Below are 16,998 nucleotides of genomic sequence, written 5' to 3' on the forward strand. Positions count from 1 at the left end.
CGTCTCCCGTGCGTTAATTCTCCCGGGGACCTGGGGAGGGGGAAGCTGTGCTGCGCGTGCATTTTTCCGGGGAGGATCTGGGCAGGGTCAGGGTCGCGACGAGGCCGGATCCGTTGTGGGAGACGACGTTGAGCCTGCACCGGCTGCAGCGTGGGGACGGCGGCCTGCCGGTGCGGAAGTGGCGCGGCACCGTCCGTAGCCGCCTTCCGAAGGCGGCCGGTCCGTTGCTGACGCTGGTCCCGCCCAGCGGGTACTTTCCCGATTTCCTCACGCCGTCCGGCGAAGACCTCGACGAGCAGCTGGAACGCGTGAGCGGCACCGAGCGCCCGTCTTGCGCCGGGATCTGGCGATCTTGGCCCGCTCCCGGCGGCCGACGCCGTGGTCGCGGGATCTGGGCGACGCCAATCCGGCGGCGCTCGGCGCGCTGACGCGAGCGGTCCGGTCGTACCACCAGGCGGCGATCGAACCGGTCTGGAACGACATCCTCGCGTGCTTCGATCGTCAGCGGGCGAGGCAGGCGCGGATCCTGCTCGCCGACGGCGTCGAAGGGCTGCTGCGCGGGCTTTCCTCCGCGATGCGGTGGCGAGCGCCGGTGCTCGAGGTCGACTACCCGGTGCACCATGACCTGCACCTCGACGGGCGCGGGCTGCTGCTCATCCCGTCGTTCTTCTGCTGGCGGACCGGGGTGACCCTGGTCGAGAACGACCAGGTGCCGGTGCTCGTCTACCCCATCGAAGAGCAGCTTCCCGAAGCGGTGCCCCACGACCACGGCTCCGCCCTGTCCGCGCTGCTGGGGCACACCCGTGCCGCCGTGCTGGAGACGATCGAAGACGGCGGGCGGACCTGCGACGTCGCGCGACGCGCCGGGATCTCCATGCCTTCGGCGAGCCAGCACGCCACCGTACTGCGTGAAGCGGGTCTCGTGCTCAGCATGCGTGAGGGCAACACCGTGCGACATCACCTCACGCCGCTGGGGTCGGCCTTACTACGCAAAAATCTTTAACCGCCTCGACCCCTTGCCGGAAACTGTCACCCGTGGTTATCGTGTGCGCACGCCGCAGCAACACCTGACAGAAGATGACAATTCTCTGTGGAAAGGGACACCTTTCATGAGTGACACCCTGCGGCCTTCGATGCGTCGCGCGCTCGGCGCGGTCTCCGTTCTCGCCCTCGCCGTTTCCGGTCCTGTCGCGATCTCCTCACTCGCGGCGGCCGAACCGGTTCCGGCGTCGGCGTCGATCTTCGCTTCCGGTGGCGATCTCGCCTCGCCGGAGAAGAAGGAGATCGCGATGCAGATCGTCTCCAGCGCGGAAAACTCCTCCCTGGACTGGAAAGCGCAGTACTCCTACATCGAGGACATCGGCGACGGGCGCGGGTACACCGCCGGCATCATCGGGTTCTGCTCCGGCACCGGGGACATGCTGGAACTCGTCGAGCGCTACACGAACTCGGTCCCGGACAACCCGCTCGCGGAATACCTCCCGGCGCTGCGCAAGGTCGACGGCAGCGATTCGCACGAAGGGCTCGGCAGCGGTTTCGAAAACGCGTGGCGGGAGGCCGCCGCGCGCGAAGACTTCCAAGCCGCGCAGAACAGCGAACGTGACCGCGTCTATTTCGACCCGGCGGTGAACCAGGCGAAATCGGACGGTCTGGGCGCACTGGGACAATTCATCTACTACGACGCCATCGTGATGCACGGTCCGGGCACCAGCCAGGACAGTTTCGGCGGCATCCGTTCGGCCGCACTCCAGCAGGCCAAGCCGCCCGCCCAGGGTGGTGACGAGACGGCGTACCTCAAGGCGTTCCTCGACGCGCGGCGCGTGGTCATGAAGCAGGAAGAGGCGCACGCCGACACCTCGCGGATCGACACGGCGCAGCTGGTGTGGCTCAACGACGGCAACCTCGACCTGCACACCCCGCTGAAGTGGGCGGTCTACGGGGATCCGTACGAGATCGGCTAGGTCACCTCTCGTGAGTGGTAAGGACGGTTATTTGAGGGGTAAGTCAAACGTGGCATGGTCGGTACGGGTGGGTGGGGGGGGGGGGGGGGGGGGGGGGGGGGGGGGGGGGGTGGGCCCCCCCCCCCCCCCCCCCCCCCCCCCCACGACCCGCGCTTGACCAAGGCCGAAGGCTCCTTTCACCGCATTAGACGCGGCGAAGGGAGCCTTCATCCCATCATCGGCCCGCCCGAGAACACGCCACGTTTGACTTACCCCTCAAATAGAACCGTCCTTACCACTCACGAGGCCAGCAGGTCCTCGGCGCTCCGCGTGTTGATCACCCGGTCCGGCTCGATCCCCAGTTCGTTGGCCCGCGCGCAGCCGAAGACCAGCCAGTCCAGCTGGCCCGGCGCGTGCGCGTCGCTGTCGATCGCGAAGTCGCAGCCCAGGTCCACGGCCAGGTTCAGCAACCGCGTCGGCGGATCCCGGCGCTCGGGACGCGAGTTGATCTCGACGGCGACGCCGTTGTCCCGGCACGCGGTGAACACGGCCTCCGCGTCGAACTCCGACTCGGGCCGCTTTCCGCGGCCGCCCATCACCAGCCGTCCGGTGCAATGCCCCAGCACGCGGACCCGAGGATGCTGGACGGCGGCGATCATCCGCGGCGTCATCTCCTTCGCGGGCATCCGCAGTTTCGAGTGGACACTCGCGACGACGAAGTCCAGCCGCTCCAAGAGTTCTTCCTCTTGGTCGAGTGTGCCGTCGAGGTGGATGTCGACCTCGATGCCGTGCAGGACCCGGAACGGCGCCATCGTCTCGTTCAGTTCCGCGACGACGTCCATCTGCCGTCGCAGCCGCTCGGGCGAAAGACCGTTGGCGACGGTCAGCCGCGGCGAATGGTCGGTCAGCACCATCCATTCGTGGCCGAGCGCGCGGGCGGCCTCGGCCATCTCCTCGATCGGGCTCCCGCCGTCGGACCAGTCCGAATGGGTGTGGCAGTCGCCGCGCAGCGCCGCCCGCATCGCGCCGCCGTCGGGCAGCTTCGGCTCGCCGATCTTCTCGAAGTACGCGGGACGGCGGCCGGCGAGGACGTCTTCGACGACGGCCGCGGTCGCCTTGCCGATATTCGGCAACGCGGTCAAGGTGCCCGCCGCGGCACGTTTGCGCAGGTCGTCCGGCTCGACCTTGGCGATCACCGAGGCCGCCTGCCGGAACGCCCGCACCCGGTAGGTCGGCTCGCCCGCGCGCTCCAGCCGGAACGCGATCTCCCTCAACGCCTGCGCCGGTTCCATGACTACCTGTCTACCCCGTCAGCGGCGAAGAGGCAGCTCATGCAGCGTGACGTCGCGCAATTCGCCGTCACGGATCTCGGCGGTCTGATAGGTGCAGAACGGCTGCCGCCGCCGGTCGGTCGGCGAGCCGGGGTTCAGCAGCCGCAGCCCGCGCGGCGTGACGGTGTCCCACGGGATGTGGCTGTGCCCGAACACGAGGACGTCGGTGTCCGGGAACTGTTCGTCGCAGCGCCGCTCGCGTCCCTGTTTGCCGCCGGTTTCGTGGATGACTGCCAGGCGGACACAGCCGAGGTCCGCCCGTGCGATCTCGGGAAGCCGTGCCCGCAGGTCCGCGCCGTCGTTGTTGCCGTAGACGCCGATGAGCCGTTCGCTCCGGGCTTCGAGTTCGTCCAGCAGGGCGGCCTCGACCCAGTCGCCGGCGTGGACGACGACGTCCGCCGCCTCGACCTCACGCCAGACCTCGTCCGGCAGCGCCTTCGCGCGCAGCGGCAGATGTGTGTCGGCGATGAGCAGCAGCCGCATCAAGCATCTCCGATGGTCTCGAGGATCCGCTCCAGGAAATCGCCGATGTGGGCTCGCAGCAACCCGGCCGCACCTTCGGCGTCGCCCTTCTTCGCCGCCGCCAGCACCGCCTTGTGCTCGGTCCATTCCTTGCGCCAGCTGGGATTCGCTTCCCAGCCGACCACGCTGATCAGCGCGGCGCGGTCCCTGAGGTCGTCCAGCATCGAGACCATCAGCGGGTTGCCGCAGCCGCTGTACAGCGCGCGGTGGAACCGGCGGTTGAGCAGGCTGAGCGCGGCCTGGTCCTTGTCCGAGATCGCCGCCGACGCCTCCTTCAACGCTTCCGCCGCGTCTTCGAGCAGGTCCGGGGAGCGGCGTTCGACCGACCGCCGCACGGCCTCGGGTTCCAGCACCATCCGGACGTCGTAAACGGACTTCGCCAGCTCCGCGTCCACCACGCACACCGAAGCGCCCTTGTACGGGCTGAACGTCACGAGCCCGGTGTTCGACAACACCTTGAGCGCCTCGCGGACCGGCGTCTTCGACACCCCGAGCCGGGCCGCGAGTTCGGCTTCGACCAGCGGCTGGCCGGGCTTCAGCTCCCGGGTGAGGATGCCACGGCGGATCTCGTCGAGCACCACTTCGGTCCGTGAAGCGGGCAGGTTGAAGGTCGAAGGCATGGGTCGATCATATATGAGATGCCATACTGGCGGTCATGAGGAACCCTGAGGAACTCCGAAGCCACCGCTGGTTCGGCGGCGACGAACTGCGCGGTTTCAGCCATCGGGCCCGGAGCAGGCAACTCGGCTACAACCCCGAGGAGCACCTCGGGAAACCCGTGATCGCGATCCTCAACACCTGGAGCGACGTCAACCCCTGCCACATGCATCTGCGCGAGCGGGCCGAACAGGTCAAACGCGGGGTGTGGCAGGCGGGCGGATTCCCGCTGGAGTTCCCGGTCTCGACGCTGTCCGAGACGTTCCAGAAGCCGACGCCGATGCTCTACCGCAATCTGCTTTCGATGGAGACCGAGGAGATCCTGCGGTCCTATCCGATCGACGGCGCGGTGCTCATGGGCGGCTGCGACAAGACGACACCGGCGTTGCTGATGGGCGCGACGAGCGCGGGGCTGCCCGCGATCTTCGTGCCCGCCGGGCCGATGCTGCGCGGGCACTGGCGGAACGAGGTGCTCGGCAGCGGCACCGACATGTGGAAGTACTGGGACGACAAGCGGGCCGGGCTGATCGGCGACGAGGAACTGTCCGAATTGGAGCGTGGGCTGGCCCGTTCTCCCGGAACCTGTATGACGATGGGGACCGCGTCCACGATGATGTCGGTCGCCGAGGTGCTCGGGCTGAGCTTGCCCGGCGCGGCGTCGATCCCCGCCGTCGACTCGGCGCACCACCGGATGGCCGCGGCGAGCGGCGCGCGTGCGGTCGAGATGGTGTGGGAGGACCTCACCATCACGAAGATCCTCGACGAGCGCGCGTACGCCGACGCGATCACCACGGTGCTGGCGCTCGGCGGCTCCACCAACGCCGTCATCCACCTGATCGCGATGGCCGGACGCGGACGGATCCCGTTGTCCATCGACGATTTCGACGCTATCGCGCGCCGGGTCCCGGTACTGGCGAACATCCGCCCGGGCGGCGACTGGCTGATGGAGGACTTCTACTACGCCGGAGGGCTTCCCGGCCTGCTCTCCCGGCTGACCGACCTGCTGCACACGGATCGCATGACGGTCACCGGCCGGACTCTCGGCGAGAACCTGGCTTCGGCGCGCGTGCATGACGACGACGTCATCCGTACTCGCGACAACCCTGTCGCCACCGAAGGCGGAGTCGCGGTGCTGCGCGGCAATCTCGCGCCGTCGGGCGCGGTGATCAAGCACATCGCCGCCGACGCCCGGCTGCTCGTCCACACTGGACCCGCGGTGGTCTTCGACGACTACAAGGACTTGAAGAACCGCATCAACGATCCCGCTCTCGGCATCACCGAGGATTCCGTTCTGGTACTGCGCGGATCCGGCCCGCTCGGCGGCCCCGGGATGCCCGAGTACGGGATGCTGCCCCTGCCGGATCACTTGCTGGCCAAGGGGATCCGGGACATGGTCCGGGTGTCCGACGCCCGGATGAGCGGCACCAGTTACGGCGCCTGCGTACTGCACGTCGCGCCGGAATCCCATGTGGGCGGACCGCTCGCGCTGGTCCGCGACGGCGATCCGATCACCTTGGACGTCCCTTCGCGACGGCTGAGCCTCGACGTCGATGATGCGGAATTGCAACACCGCCGGGCGCAGTGGATCCCGCCCGCGCCACGCTACGAACGTGGTTACGGCGCGTTGTACTCCGAACACATCACGCAAGCCGATCAGGGCTGTGACTTCGACTTTCTCGCGAGAGTGGGCGAAAACCCGGAACCTGACGCCCAGTGACCACCCGACGGAGTGACCCGCTCACCCAACCGGGCGAGTTGCACGCCCACAAAACGTGCCCCGTATCTTGAACTCACGTCCGGAACGTGTGGAAGGCCCGGATGTTCGATCACGACGCCCGGCCTCGCCGGACCGTGGAGGGTGGAGAGTTGCCGCAGGAACCGCGCTGGCCCGAGTCCCACGCTGAGCAGACGGACATTCTCCCGGTCGTCACGTCCGGGTTCGCGGAGTCTGCCACGCCGCGGGAGCCCACGCCACCGAAGCGCCGTCGCAGCTACCGCAAGGCCGCCTTCATCGGCGGCGGCGTGTTCGGCCTGCTGGTCGTCGCGTACGCCCTCGACGTGCTGGTCTCCCAGGGCAGCGTCCCCCGCGGCGTCACCGTCGCCGGGGTCGAGGTCGGCGGGATGGACCGGACCGCGGCCGAGAAGGAGCTCAAGGGAACGATCGAACCGCGGCTGACCCGGCCGGTGAAGATCGTCGCGGGTGACGCCGAGGAGTCGCTGGCGCCGACCAACGCGGGCCTGCGCCTCGATTGGCCCGCCACCCTGGACCAGGCGGGCGATCAGCCGCTGAACCCGTTCACGCGGATCGCGTCGTTCTTCTCGACCACCGAGGTCGGCGTCGTCACCCAGACCGACGACGCCAAGCTCACCGGAGCGCTGGAGAACCTGCGCGACAAGGTCGACCGCGACCCCGTCGAGGGCACCGTGCGCTTCGAGGAGGCCAGGCCGGTCGCCGTCGAGCCGAAGACCGGGCAGAAGCTCGACGTCGACGCCGCCAAGAAGACCATCTTGGAGCGCTGGGCCGGCGGCGAGCCGCTCACCCTCGCGGTCACCCAGACCCCGGTCAAGGTCTCGCCGGAGGCCGTCCACGCCGCCCTCGAGCAGATCGCGAAGCCCGCCGTGGCGTCGCCGATGGTCGTCAAGGGCGAGGGCAAGGACGCGGTCGTCAAACCCGAGCAGATCGCGGCCGCGCTCACCTTCGAACCCGTCGACGGCGGCGTGCTGAACCCGAAGGTGGACAACAACAAGATCATCGAGGCCGCGGGCCCGCAGCTGAAGTCCACCGAGAAGGAGGGCAAGGACGCGCAGATCGTCTTCGAAGGCGGCAAGCCGACCGTGCAGCCCTCCGAGGACGCCAACGTCGTCGACTGGGAGCCGAGCCTCAAGCCGGTGCTCGACGTGCTCAAGCGCGCCGCGCCCCGCGAGCTGCCGGTGACCTACAAGAAGACCCCGGCCAAGGTGACCACCGAGCAGGCGAACCAGCTCGGCATCAAGGAGGTCGTCAGCGAGTTCAAGACCGGCGGTTTCGCGGCGGACTCGGGGACGAACATCCGGGTCGTGGCGCAGAAGGTCAACGGCGCCATCGTGAAACCGGGCGAGACGTTCAGCCTCAACGGGTTCACCGGGCCGCGCGGCGCGGCGCAGGGCTACGTCGAGGCCGGTGTCATCAAGGACGGCGCGCCCGGCCGCGAGGTCGGCGGCGGGATTTCGCAGTTCGCGACCACGCTGTACAACGCTTCGTACTTCGCCGGGATGAAGGACACCGAGCACAAGGAGCACAGCTACTACATCAGCCGCTACCCCGCCGCGCGCGAGGCGACCGTGTTCCAGAACCACAACGGCGGCAGCGTGATCGACCTGAAGTTCACCAACGACGGGGACACCGGCGTCGCGATCCAGACCATCTGGACGCCGTCGGACATCACCATCCGGCTGTGGGGCACCAAGAAGTACACCGTCGAGTCGATCCCGGGCGGCCGCAGCAACCCGTCCGACCCGCCGACGAAGCCCGGCCCCGCCGAGAACTGCAAGCCCAGCAACGGCGCGCCCGGCTTCACCACCTCGGACACCCGGGTCATCAAGGACGCCGCGACCGGCCGCGAGATCCGGCGCCACACCCGGAACGTGCACTACAACCCGCAGCCGAAGATCACCTGCGGCACGGAGTAGCGGAGCAGGCTCCTTGGAGGGTTCACCACACGCGTCCGGAGCGGTACGGTAAGTAACTCACCGACCGGGCGGGGGGTGGTCACCTCGTGGGCACCAAGACGACCTTCCGGCAGCTCCTCGCGGTCGGTGAGCTGCGGGCGATCTGGTTCGCGGAACTCCAGTCCATCCTCGGCGACCAGGTGGCCAGGGTCGCCCTGTCGGTGCTGGTGTTCCAGCGCACCGGTTCGGCGACGTGGCCCGCGCTGACCTACGCGCTCACCTACCTCCCCGATCTGATCGGCGGGCCGGTGTTCGGCGGGCTGGCGGACCGGTATCCGCGTCGCGCGGTGATGGTCTGCTCCGACGTCGTCCGCGCACTCCTGGTCGCGGTGCTCGCCGTCCCCGGTATCCCGTTGCCCGCGCTCGCCGCCGTGCTGGTGGTGGTGCAACTGGCCAACGCGCCGTTCACCGCCGCGCAGGCCGCCGTCCTGCCGTCGGTGCTCAGCGGGGATCAGTACGTGCTCGGCCAGTCACTGCTGAAGATCACCAACCAGATCGGTCAGCTCGCCGGGTTCGCGCTGGGCGGCGCCGTGATCGCCGCGATCGGGCCGGGACGCGGGCTGGCACTGGACGCGGTGACGTTCGCCGTCTCGGCGATCGTCCTGCGGCTGGGTGTCCGCGCGCGACCCGCGACGGGAGCGAGCGGACCGGCGACGTCGACCCTGCGGCGGCTTTCGGCCGGGGCCGCCACGATCTGGCGTGACCGCCGGTTGCGCGCGCTGGTCGGCCTGGCGTGGCTGGCGGGTTTCGTGATCGTGCCGGAAGGGCTCGCCGTGCCCTACGCCGCGGAGATCGGCGGCGGGGCGGCGACCGCGGGGCTGCTGCTCGCGGCGCATCCCGCGGGGATCGTGCTCGGGGTGTTCGTGCTGGGCCGTCTCGTACGGCCCGAGATCCGCTTGCGCCTGGTCGGCGCGCTGGCACTCGGCGCGATCGTGCCGCTCGCGGCGTTCTGGTTCCGGCCGACGCTCCCCTACGCCGCCGGACTGCTCGTGCTGTCCGGGATGTGCGCGGCCTACCAGGTCACCGCGAGCACCACGTTCATGCGGCTGGTACCCGACACCGAACGAGGCCAGGCCTTCGGCCTCGCCGGGTCGGGACTCATCGCCGTGCAGGGAATCGGGCTGATCGCCGGCGGCCTGCTCGTCGGCGTGCTCGGTTCACCGGCGACGACGGTCTCGGTCATCGCACTCGCCGGTCTCGTAGTGGCTGTTCCGGCCACCCGGGCTTGGCGCCACGTGGCCCCGCTTCACCCCCTTTGACCGGAACCGGGTGTTCACCAGTTCTGCCCGCGCATGGAGCTCACCCCCTCCGCTTCCCCGATCCGGTCACGCGTGGTGCACCCACGCCTACCCATACAGCGTAGTGACACCTAGTATCCAACCGATTACGTTCGTCTCCGTGGCGCTAACGAATTGGGCGCTGTGGCGGCTACCCAACCGTAATTTGATCGGCTTCGTCCTCTTGGTGGACGTCGCGGCGATCACCGGATCCGCCTGGTCTCTTCTCCGCGTCCCGTTCACTCCGGGCGACGCCGTCCCCTTCGCGATCCTGATCCTCAGCGCCGTGCTGTACACGGAATTGTCGCGTCCGGTGGAGCGGGTGCGGGAGCGGTTCGCCGGCACGCCCCACATCTCGCTCGACAGTGTCTGGACCTTCGCCGCCGTACTGCTGGTGCATCCGGCGCTCGCCGCGCTGGTCATCGCCGTGTCGTTCTTCTACCGCTGGCTCCGCGGGCAGCCGAATCCGTTGTTCCGGCGGACGTTCTCCGCCTCGGCGACCGTGCTCGCGGGTTTCGCGGCCGCCGCCTTCCTCTCCCGGTACGCGGCGCCGTTCGACGTGCTGCCCCGCGACGCGTCCTCGTTCGGTTCGGTGGTCGTGGCGGGCGGGGTGTTCCTGCTGGTCAACACCGTGCTGATGACGGTCGCGGTGTACTACGGCACGCCGCACGAGCGGCTGCGCGACGCGCTGGCGAAACCGTTCGAATACGCGCTCGAAGCGGCGACGATCGCGCTCGGCGTCATCGTCGCGTGGGCGCTGCGGGACTGGCCGGTGGTGTTGCTGCTGGTCGTCGGGATCACGCTGGTACTGCATCGCGGCGTCCTGCTGCGGCAGCTGAAACGGCAGGCGCGCAGCGACGCCAAGACCGGCCTGCTCAACGCCAAGGCGTGGCGCGAGGCCGCGACCGACGAACTCGACCGCGCGCGGCGCGCGGGGCGGCACACCAGCCTGCTGATGGTCGACGTCGACCGGTTCAAACTGATCAACGACCGGCACGGGCATCTGGTCGGCGACCGGTATCTGGCGGCGATCGCGGAAACGCTGCGCACCGAGGTGCGCGGCACGGATCTGGTCGGCCGGTTCGGCGGCGAGGAGTTCGTCGTCCTGCTGCCCGGCACGCCCGCCGTGCACGCCCACGCGATCGCGGAGCGGATCCGGTCGAGCGTGGCTTCGCGCGACGACGATCTGCCGGAGCACGTCACCGTGTCGATCGGTCTCGCCGACCGGCCGGGCGTCAGCGATCTGGACGCGGTGATCGCCGTCGCCGACCGGGCGCTGTACGAGGCCAAGAACACCGGGCGGAACCGGACTTCGGGCTACCAGGTGACCGGCTGACCCGCGCGTTACGGGAGACCGGCCAGTGACTTCTCGAGGACTTCATCGGACAGCGCGTGATCGGAGATGTCGCCCGCCAGGTACGCGCCGTACGCCGGAAGGTCGAGGTGCGCGTGGCCGCACAGCGCGGTCAGAATCACCTTCTCCTCCCCGGTTTCCTTGCACCGCAACGCTTCCTCGATACACGCGGCGAGCGCGTGGGTCGGCTCGGGCGCGGGGATGATGCCCTCCGCCCTGGCGAACCGCACGCCCGCGGCGAAGCAGTCCTCCTGCCCGACGGCGATCGCGTCGATCAGCCCGAGTTCGTAGATATGCGAGATCAGCGGTGACATCCCGTGATAGCGCAGGCCACCGGCGTGGATGGGGTCGGGGATGAAGTCGTGACCGAGCGTGTGCATCTTCAGCAACGGCGTCAGCCCGGCGGTGTCCCCGAAGTCGTACGCATACTTCCCGCGGGTGAGGGTCGGGCAGGCGGCCGGTTCGACCGCGCGGATCACCGGGTCCATCCGGCCGGCGAGTTTCTCGCGCAGGAACGGGAAAGCGAGCCCGCCGAAGTTGGACCCGCCGCCGGTGCAGCCGACGAGGACGTCCGGGGTGTCCCCGGCCAGCTCGAACTGCTTGAGCGCCTCTTCGCCGATGATCGTCTGGTGCAGCAGCACATGATTGAGCACGCTGCCGAGCGCGTAGCGGGTGTTCTCCGCCTGCGCCGCCTGCTCGACCGCCTCGCTGATCGCGATGCCGAGGCTCCCCGTCGATTCCGGGTCGGCGGCCAGGATCGCGCGGCCGGATTCGGTCAGCTCGGACGGGCTCGGGTGCACCGTCGCGCCGAAGGTCTCCATCATCAGCTTGCGATACGGCTTCTGGTCGTAGGAGGCGCGGACCTGCCACACCTCGCACTCGAGCCCGAAGGTGGCGCACGCGAACGCGAGCGCGCTCCCCCACTGCCCGGCGCCGGTCTCGGTGGTCAGCCTGGTGACACCCTCCGCCGCGTTGTAGAACGCCTGCGGCACGGCGGTGTTGGGCTTGTGCGAACCGACCGGGCTGACCCCCTCGTACTTGTAGTAGATACGGGCCGGGGTGCCGAGCGCCTTCTCCAGCCGCCTCGCGCGGAACAGCGGCGACGGACGCCAGAGCCGGTAGACGTCCAGGACCTCTTCCGGGATGTCGATGTAGCGCTCGGTGCTGACTTCCTGGGCGATGAGCGCCTGCGGGAACAGGGGCGCGAGGTCGTCCGGGCCGACCGGCTCGCGGGTGCCGGGGTGCAAGGGCGGCGGTGGCGGCTCCGGCAGATCCGGGACGACGTTGTACCACCGGGTCGGCATGTCCGCTTCGTCGAGGATGTATTTCGTCCGCTCCGCCATTGAGCCTCCTCTGTCCGTCCCATCAACCTAAAGGGACGGACGGCGTGGCACCAGGCGTCACTACTACGGTGGGGGCATGGGGAATTTCGTACTGCTCGACGCTCCGTCCAATCTCGGACTGCGCCCGCCCGCCGAAGGGGTGGTCCCGGGTTGCTACAAGGCACCTGGCGCGCTGCGCGACCACGGCCTGCTCACCCGGTTGGGCGCACGGGACGGCGGTGTCGTCACCCCGCCGCGGTATCTGCCCGAGTGGTCGCCCGGCACCGGCGTGCGCAACGCGGCCGGGATCGCGACCTACACCGCCGCCCTCGCCGGACGCCTCGCGAAGATCCGCGCGGACGGCGGCTTCCCGGTCGTGCTCGGCGGCGACTGCTCGATCGCGCTCGCGGCGATGCTGACACTGCGTCGCGAAGGCCGTTTCGGCATCGTCTACTTCGACGGGCACGACGACTTCCGGCATCTCGGCAATTCCGATCACGTCGCCTCCGTCGGCGGCGAGGCCCTCGCCGTCGTCACCGGCCGCGGCCAGCCGGAACTGGCCGATGTGGACGGTCTGCGCCCCTACGTCCGCGACGAAGACGTCCTCGTGCTCGGCGTTCGCGCGGAGGAGTCCGCCGAGGCACGGGAAGCCGGGCTTCGGGTCGTGACCAGCCAGGAGATCATGGCGGCCGGCACCGACGGCGCGCTCGCCGCTGCACGGGAGATTTTCGCGCCACTGGACGGTTTCTGGATCCACATCGACATCGACACCCTCGACCCGGAATTCGTGTCCGCCGTGGACAGTCCCGATCCCGGCGGGCTCAGCCCGGACAGGCTCGTCGAGCTGCTCCGGGGGCTGCTCGCGATCCCCGGCGCCGCCGGGCTGGAGCTGACCATCTTCGATCCCGACCTCGACCCCGACGGTACGCAGGCCGCCCTCGTGACGGACTGCCTCGTGCGCGCGCTGGAAGGAACCCGATGACCAAGGTGACCGTCGCCGACGGCTCGTTCGACGCCCCGCTCTGGCTGCCCGAATCCGGCTCCGGCCCGGGTCTGGTGCTGATCCAGGAGATCTTCGGTCTCGACGACTACCTCAAGTCGGTCGCCGCCGACCTGGCCGCCCTCGGCTACGTCGTCGCGGTGCCCGAACTGTTCTGGCGGATCTCCCCCGGCTGGTCGGCCACGCACGACGAAGCCGGGGTCTCGGCGTCGATGGCGGTCGCGGGCAGGCTCGACCCGGCGAGCGCCGTCACCGACGTGCTCGCGACACTGGCGACGTTGCGGGCACTGCCCGCAACCGATGGCCGCGCCGGTGTCTTCGGCTTCTGCCTCGGCGGCTCGATGGCCTACGCGGCCGCCGCCGAAGGCGACCCCGACGTCGCGGTTTCGTACTACGGGTCCCGGGTTCCGGAGCAGCTTCCGTTGCTGAAGGAGATCACTTGCCCGATCCAGTTCCAGTTCGGGGGCGCGGATCCCTACATTCCCGCCGAAGGGGTGCGGAAGCTGGCCGACGCGGTCGCCACCCACGACGGGGCGGAGATCCACATCCACGAGGGCGCGGGGCACGCGTTCCACAACCATGTGGCGCCGATGTTCCATCAGCCGGAGCCAGCCGCGGCGGCCTGGGCGCTGACGCTGGAGTTCCTGGGGCGGACCTTCCCCGCGTAGGCCTAGCCCGAACGGGTGATTCGCCCAGGCCGTTACCGAGGCCCGGCCCGGGGTCCGGCCACCGGGGGCCCGGCTTCGGGATTATCTTCGCCGCGCCTGGGTGGCTCGCAGGACGTTCAAATCGTCGGGCGGCCCGCCGCCCGGAAGTACTGGATTCGCCAGACGCGGCTTCGGCGGGCCGGTGCGGTCCCGCCCACCGGCTCGCCGATCGCCACGACCGGCGGGCCGGGGCCTGAATCAGGCGAAGCGAGCCCGTCGGCCGCCGAAACCCGGCCGCTCCTTCAATTCGGACCGGACCGGCCTTCTTTCCGGCGAGTGATCTTTTTTTCGAAATCGATCCCTGGCACATTTGACGGAAATCGGCACTCAAGCCGAAAAACGTCACGAGCGGAACGTACGATCAGTGCCGTGAACGCACGACGTCCCGACTCCGCAAAGCGTGTAAGACTCGAAGTAATCCCCGCTCGAGCACGACAGAACCGGGCGGGGCGGGTGATTATTCGGGTGAGGTGAAGAAATGAAATTCCGTTTCACACTGGAAGGTCGTTGCACCGTTCCGCCCTTCCTCAAGGTCCGCCGGCTGATCATCATCATCGTGGTGATCTACCTCGTGCCGTCTTACGAGTGGAGCACGCTACTGCACCACTGAGCGGCGACGACGAAAGGCGATCGCGGTCCCTCGCGGTCGCCTTTCCGCGTTCACCGGATCAGCACCCTCCGATATTCGGAGAACTCGGGTTCTTCGACCGGAAGCACCGGTACACCGCGAGCCTCCACCCAAGCGTGGAACCGATACGGATCTTCGGCGACCCCCATGACCCAGCCGAGTTTCCGGCGCGACATGGCCGCCGTGAACACCGCGGCCAGCGACTGCTCCAGGCAGGCCGTCCGGCAGGGGTACCGCCCCGCGATCGTCTCGACCGTCCGCACCATCGCGACCGCCTCCTCCGTCGTCGCCTCGGGGACGTCACGGGCACGCAGCACGGACGCGACCCACAAGGTCCAGCGGAACGGCAGGCTCAGCATGACCACCGCGACGGCCACCGCCACACCGGCGCGTAGCCGGTAGCGGCCGGTCCCGGAGCTGGCGACGACCGGCGGACCGGCGGCGCCCCTCTCCGCGACGGCCGGGGGCTCGAAAACGACCAGGTCCCGATCGGCGAGCGTCTTGATCATCTCGCCCGCGTCCCGGCGAACCCGGTGTTCGTCCACCGCCGGATAGCGATCGCCGATGGCACGGACCGCGGTTTCGATCCCGCCGGTACGGAGTTCACGGCACAGCAAGGTGGCGGTGGAGTTGAGCGCGTACCACCGGCCGCTTCGCAGGTTCAGCACCACACCCCCCTCGTGGGCGGCGCCTTCGAGATGGACCACCTTCGAAGCCCCGGTCATACGTCACACCTTTCGAGCCCCTGCAGCCACAGGTCCGCGGCGAGCAACCGGTTGAGCGCGGGAAACGGCGCCTGAAGGCCCGCTTCGGCACGCGAAAAGACCGTCTTCACCTTGGCCGGTTCGATCACGCCGAGGTCGGCGAGTCTCGTGCAAGACACCCGGGCACTCAGTTCCGTCGAGGCCAGACGTACGCCCTTGTAGTCCTCACCGGTGTAGTTTCCCTTGGTACGCCGGGAAAAAACCGCGTCGGGGACGAGACCGGAGAGTGCCCGGCCCAGCAGGGGCTTGGTGGTCATCGGATCGGCACGCCGATGGGAGGGCAGGGAAAGACAGGCCCGGATGACGTCGTTGTCCAAGAACGGCGCCTGCGGCCACACCCCCCACGGTCGCGCGCGTTCGTCGAGCTGACGCTGGACCGCCCCGGAGGCCCGGACTTCCGCCACCGCCGTGCAGTCACCGACGCCCGCGCCGTCCGGAGGCGCGAGTTCACCGGCGCCGGCCCGCGCGAGTTCGGCCAGCCCCCGCCCCATCGACGGGGACAGCCAAGTGGTCTCGGTGCCGGGGCCGGGCCACCAGGCGATCGCGTCGAGCCATTGGATGTGTCGTTCCGACGGCCGCTCGAAGCGTTTCGCCAGCAGGCGCAGCGCCCGGCCGAGCGAGGTCATCGAAAGCTCCGCGGAGCGCGCCAGCACCCGCGCGGGGGCGACCCGGCGCTGTTTGGCCAGCTGACGGCTCTCCCGCCCCAGCCGTCGCAACGCTCCTTCCCTCGCGAGGTCGCCCAGATACCCCGGCGCCGCCACGAGCAGGGCGTCTGCCCCTTCGCCACCGAGGTGCACCCCGGCGCCCGCAGCCGCGACCTGCCTCAACCGCAGCCTCGTCCGGACCTGGTTGACCGCGCCGGGATCGGGGAGGTCAGTGGCGGTGGCCGTGTCGAGTCCTTGGTAGGAAAGAGAAGAAGGAGTGCCGGCGACGACCGTGGAACGCAGTCGCCGATCGAAGCGCAGGTAGCGCTCGGCGTGGACCAGATCGTCCGCCGGCGCGTCCGGATGGTGGTAGGTGAACACCGGCAGCGTTTCGTCCCGGTACCGGGCGGCCAGGAAGGCTATCGACGTCGAGTCGAAGCCACCGCTGAAATCGGCGGTCAACGGCTGGGCGGCGCGGGCGCGGACGGCGTTCTCGAGGGCGACTCGCAAGGCCTGCGCGGCGTCCTCGGGCGACCGGCCCCGGTCCGGCGCGAGAGTTTCGTAGGTCCAGGTCCGGCATCGACCGTCACGGTCCACCCGGACGGCCTGCCCGCCGGACAGCCGGCCGAGCCCACGGTAGACGGAGCGGTTTCCGGTCGGGAGGGGGACGCCCGGACAGAACATCTCGGCGGCCAGCGCGGTCACGTCCGGTTCCCACGGCAGCCCGGCGGCGCGCGCGGTGACTCTCGCCCTGGTGCCGAGCACGGTCCGCCCCGATGCCGCGTGGAAGTAGAGCGGGTACTGCCCCGCCAGATCGACGAACGCGGTCACGTCGCCGGGCCGGATCACCACCGCCAGATAGCTGCCCGGCCACCGGGTGACTTCGGCGGGCCGGTCACCGTCGAGCGCGCGCCGGAAGTCCCGGCGGATCTCCGCATCGGTCGCGAAACACTGGCCGACCAGCACCAGCTTCCCTCCCGGGCAGGTCAGGGCGCGCAGTTCGCGGGGCCGCCATTCCCCGAACGACACCCACGAAGCCTCTTCCGGCCACACCGGTTCCGCGGGTACGCGGAGGGTTCCGGCGGTCGCCGTCGCGGTTCCGGGGAAGGAACCCAGCAGGCCCGGCACGTCTGCGCTCACCGGG

16 protein-coding genes are annotated in these 16,998 nt (G+C 69.5%); 10 read left to right on the forward strand and 6 right to left on the reverse strand.

The genetic code is table 11. The features are described from left to right. Positions 1-47: 47 nt before the first annotated feature. The 3 genes from ACIRGA_RS17780 (at position 48) to ACIRGA_RS17790 (ending at position 1,961) form a co-directional block, all read left to right on the forward strand. The gene (locus ACIRGA_RS17780) at positions 48-428 is read left to right on the forward strand and encodes a hypothetical protein (protein ID WP_400942331.1); all 381 of its coding nucleotides are present in this window, start codon (positions 48-50) and stop codon (positions 426-428) included. Then, positions 353-1,003 carry an ArsR/SmtB family transcription factor gene (locus ACIRGA_RS17785; RefSeq protein WP_400942332.1) on the forward strand — a complete coding sequence of 217 codons (651 nt, stop codon included), beginning with the start codon at positions 353-355 and terminating at the stop codon, positions 1,001-1,003. Before ACIRGA_RS17780 ends, ACIRGA_RS17785 begins: the two co-directional genes overlap by 76 nt. Positions 1,004-1,109: 106 nt before the next feature. Then, complete coding sequence (locus tag ACIRGA_RS17790) at positions 1,110-1,961, forward strand: chitosanase (RefSeq protein ID WP_400942334.1); 852 nt, start codon at positions 1,110-1,112, stop codon at positions 1,959-1,961. Positions 1,962-2,239: 278 nt separating this feature from the next. Here ACIRGA_RS17790 and ACIRGA_RS17795 read toward each other — a convergent pair whose 3' ends face one another. From ACIRGA_RS17795 to ACIRGA_RS17805, 3 genes are read right to left on the reverse strand one after another with little or no spacing between them, the layout of a single operon-like run. Continuing rightward, positions 2,240-3,232 (reverse strand): PHP domain-containing protein, encoded by a 993-nt coding sequence (locus tag ACIRGA_RS17795; RefSeq protein WP_400942335.1) that lies wholly within the window; start codon positions 3,230-3,232, stop codon positions 2,240-2,242. Positions 3,233-3,250: 18 nt separating this feature from the next. Beyond that, the gene (locus ACIRGA_RS17800) at positions 3,251-3,754 is read right to left on the reverse strand and encodes a metallophosphoesterase family protein (protein WP_400942337.1); all 504 of its coding nucleotides are present in this window, start codon (positions 3,752-3,754) and stop codon (positions 3,251-3,253) included. After that, positions 3,754-4,413, reverse strand: a complete 660-nt coding sequence (locus ACIRGA_RS17805; protein WP_400942338.1) for a GntR family transcriptional regulator — start codon at positions 4,411-4,413, stop codon at positions 3,754-3,756. Before ACIRGA_RS17805 ends, ACIRGA_RS17800 begins: the two co-directional genes overlap by 1 nt. A gap of 35 nt (positions 4,414-4,448) precedes the next feature. Here ACIRGA_RS17805 and araD point away from each other — a divergent pair, with 35 nt between their 5' ends. The 4 genes from araD (at position 4,449) to ACIRGA_RS17825 (ending at position 10,771) form a co-directional block, all read left to right on the forward strand. Then, positions 4,449-6,167 (forward strand): L-arabinonate dehydratase, encoded by a 1,719-nt coding sequence (gene araD / locus ACIRGA_RS17810; protein ID WP_400942339.1) that lies wholly within the window; start codon positions 4,449-4,451, stop codon positions 6,165-6,167. Positions 6,168-6,316: 149 nt separating this feature from the next. Then, positions 6,317-8,119 (forward strand): VanW family protein, encoded by a 1,803-nt coding sequence (locus tag ACIRGA_RS17815; protein ID WP_400942340.1) that lies wholly within the window; start codon positions 6,317-6,319, stop codon positions 8,117-8,119. Positions 8,120-8,205: 86 nt separating this feature from the next. Beyond that, positions 8,206-9,417, forward strand: a complete 1,212-nt coding sequence (locus tag ACIRGA_RS17820) for an MFS transporter (RefSeq protein WP_400942342.1) — start codon at positions 8,206-8,208, stop codon at positions 9,415-9,417. Positions 9,418-9,601: 184 nt separating this feature from the next. Next, positions 9,602-10,771 carry a GGDEF domain-containing protein gene (locus ACIRGA_RS17825; protein ID WP_400942344.1) on the forward strand — a complete coding sequence of 390 codons (1,170 nt, stop codon included), beginning with the start codon at positions 9,602-9,604 and terminating at the stop codon, positions 10,769-10,771. 8 nt (positions 10,772-10,779) lie between these two features. Here ACIRGA_RS17825 and ACIRGA_RS17830 read toward each other — a convergent pair whose 3' ends face one another. Next, positions 10,780-12,132, reverse strand: coding sequence for a TrpB-like pyridoxal phosphate-dependent enzyme (locus ACIRGA_RS17830; RefSeq protein WP_400942346.1), 1,353 nt, complete (start codon positions 12,130-12,132; stop codon positions 10,780-10,782). A 76-nt stretch (positions 12,133-12,208) separates the two neighbouring features. On the opposite strand from ACIRGA_RS17830, the gene ACIRGA_RS17835 reads away from it, so the two are divergent. From ACIRGA_RS17835 to ACIRGA_RS17845, 3 genes are all read left to right on the forward strand, one after another. Further along, on the forward strand, positions 12,209-13,093 hold the full coding sequence (locus ACIRGA_RS17835; protein ID WP_400942347.1) for an arginase family protein: 885 nt from the start codon (positions 12,209-12,211) through the stop codon (positions 13,091-13,093). Next, complete coding sequence (locus ACIRGA_RS17840; RefSeq protein WP_400942349.1) at positions 13,090-13,779, forward strand: dienelactone hydrolase family protein; 690 nt, start codon at positions 13,090-13,092, stop codon at positions 13,777-13,779. Before ACIRGA_RS17835 ends, ACIRGA_RS17840 begins: the two co-directional genes overlap by 4 nt. Positions 13,780-14,296: 517 nt before the next feature. Further along, entirely contained in the window at positions 14,297-14,428 is a 132-nt protein-coding gene (locus ACIRGA_RS17845; protein WP_400942351.1) for a hypothetical protein, read from the forward strand. Positions 14,429-14,478: 50 nt separating this feature from the next. On the opposite strand, the gene ACIRGA_RS17850 is transcribed toward ACIRGA_RS17845, so the two are convergent. After that, on the reverse strand, positions 14,479-15,171 hold the full coding sequence (locus tag ACIRGA_RS17850) for a lasso peptide biosynthesis B2 protein (RefSeq protein WP_400942352.1): 693 nt from the start codon (positions 15,169-15,171) through the stop codon (positions 14,479-14,481). Further along, the gene (locus ACIRGA_RS17855) at positions 15,168-16,994 is read right to left on the reverse strand and encodes an albusnodin/ikarugamycin family macrolactam cyclase (RefSeq protein ID WP_400942354.1); all 1,827 of its coding nucleotides are present in this window, start codon (positions 16,992-16,994) and stop codon (positions 15,168-15,170) included. Before ACIRGA_RS17855 ends, ACIRGA_RS17850 begins: the two co-directional genes overlap by 4 nt. Positions 16,995-16,998: the final 4 nt, after the last annotated feature.

Source organism: Amycolatopsis sp. NPDC102389 (assembly GCF_044765885.1).
Lineage (GTDB): Bacteria > Actinomycetota > Actinomycetes > Mycobacteriales > Pseudonocardiaceae > Amycolatopsis.

Bases quoted from the DNA above. Each gene is read 5' to 3' on its own strand.
- ACIRGA_RS17840 (WP_400942349.1), top strand. From the start codon at position 13,090: ATGACCAAGGTGACCGTCGCCGACGGCTCGTTCGACGCCCCGCTCTGG.
- ACIRGA_RS17830 (WP_400942346.1), bottom strand. From the start codon at position 12,132: ATGGCGGAGCGGACGAAATACATCCTCGACGAAGCGGACATGCCGACC.
- ACIRGA_RS17795 (WP_400942335.1), bottom strand. From the start codon at position 3,232: ATGGAACCGGCGCAGGCGTTGAGGGAGATCGCGTTCCGGCTGGAGCGC.
- ACIRGA_RS17835 (WP_400942347.1), top strand. From the start codon at position 12,209: ATGGGGAATTTCGTACTGCTCGACGCTCCGTCCAATCTCGGACTGCGC.
- ACIRGA_RS17805 (WP_400942338.1), bottom strand. From the start codon at position 4,413: ATGCCTTCGACCTTCAACCTGCCCGCTTCACGGACCGAAGTGGTGCTC.
- ACIRGA_RS17790 (WP_400942334.1), top strand. From the start codon at position 1,110: ATGAGTGACACCCTGCGGCCTTCGATGCGTCGCGCGCTCGGCGCGGTC.
- ACIRGA_RS17845 (WP_400942351.1), top strand. From the start codon at position 14,297: ATGAAATTCCGTTTCACACTGGAAGGTCGTTGCACCGTTCCGCCCTTC.
- ACIRGA_RS17800 (WP_400942337.1), bottom strand. From the start codon at position 3,754: ATGCGGCTGCTGCTCATCGCCGACACACATCTGCCGCTGCGCGCGAAG.
- araD (WP_400942339.1), top strand. From the start codon at position 4,449: ATGAGGAACCCTGAGGAACTCCGAAGCCACCGCTGGTTCGGCGGCGAC.
- ACIRGA_RS17850 (WP_400942352.1), bottom strand. From the start codon at position 15,171: ATGACCGGGGCTTCGAAGGTGGTCCATCTCGAAGGCGCCGCCCACGAG.